2 protein-coding genes are annotated in these 1,105 nt (G+C 44.3%); both read left to right on the top strand.

Annotated features, from left to right (window positions below):
- A partial coding sequence (locus AC5WOE_RS19985) for a transposase (RefSeq protein WP_496053348.1) occupies positions 1-549 on the top strand: 549 nt, incomplete at its 5' end.
- A 156-nt stretch (positions 550-705) separates the two neighbouring features.
- Positions 706-957, top strand: a complete 252-nt coding sequence (locus AC5WOE_RS19980) for a hypothetical protein (protein ID WP_496050911.1) — start codon at positions 706-708, stop codon at positions 955-957.
- Positions 958-1,105 lie beyond the last annotated feature (148 nt).

Here is a 1,105-nt window from a genome sequence, read left to right as displayed (position 1 = left end):
AAACAATTTCCGGTGGATGGTGCAACTTCTCGTGGAAAAAGCCGTTTCCTCTTATCTTTACTCAGCCAATTAGAGATGCTGATTCAAGATATCCAGCAGTATGACCAGGAAGTAGAGCACTTGGTAAAGTCTCTTCCTGACAGTGAGATATTTCTTGCTCTCAAAGGTGTAGGAACCAATTTGGCTGCCAGAATTATGGTGGAGTTTGGCGATGATCGTTCCTATTACCCCCATGCCAATGCAATTCAGTGTGAAGCAGGAACTGCTCCTGTTACCCGAAAGAGCGGAAAAAGACGCTTTGCTCATTTTCGTAGAGCTTGTAGAAAAACCTTTCGCAACACCATGCAGCAATTTGCTCTGCAAATGGTGAAATATGAGCCGTGGAGCAAAGAAATGTTCCAAAAGCATCGAAAGCAAGGTCGCGGTACAAGTGAATGTTTCCGGATTGTAGCCAATACTTGGTTGCGAATTTTATTTGCCATGTGGAAGCAGAAAACTCCCTATGATCCAACGATTTTCCTCGATTCAAAAGCTAGAAACGCTGCTTGACATTTAGAATACATACTTTTACAAGTGGGGATTAGGTATTTATTTCCATTAATCCCTTGGTTTCGTGTTGCCTTTTTGGAGATGTTTTGAGATATCTTGAAGAAAAACAAAAATAATGAAATAATAATACAAAGTGTTTGGACAATGGGAGTTGCAATGGATTTTCGTCCCCTCTTCAACGCCGCTGTGACCACTATCGTCGCTGCGAAGAACACCAGCTTCTCCCCGAGTGCTGACGATTTCCTTCGTAAGGGAAAGACGGCGGCGCAGGAGAAAGCTAAGACCCTTGATCTTCAAGTAAGCGACGAGACTCTGACTGAGATCAGCGATGATGCCTTCAAAGCTGCGTTTCCTTCCGGTGGGGAGTACGAGTCGGGGTTGAATAAGTACCGCACGTACGGCGAATGATGGGTGCTTCTCTCACCCAAACAACGCTCGCTGGATGGTAGAAGTATACTATCCAGCGGGCAAATTTCTGTCATCTCGGACTACCCCCCTTTTTCTTTGTCTACCCCTACTGATTTTATTTTTCATAGATTATTGACTTAGGGCGTCT

The sequence above is a fragment of the Shimazuella sp. NTD248 genome, assembly GCF_059510395.1.
The sequence above is the reverse complement of the archived record's forward strand: the minus strand, read 5'-3'. Positions and strand labels throughout refer to the sequence as shown.

Excerpts from the sequence above, each read along its gene's own strand:
- AC5WOE_RS19980 (WP_496050911.1), top strand. The coding sequence starts at position 706 with ATGGATTTTCGTCCCCTCTTCAACGCCGCTGTGACCACTATCGTCGCT.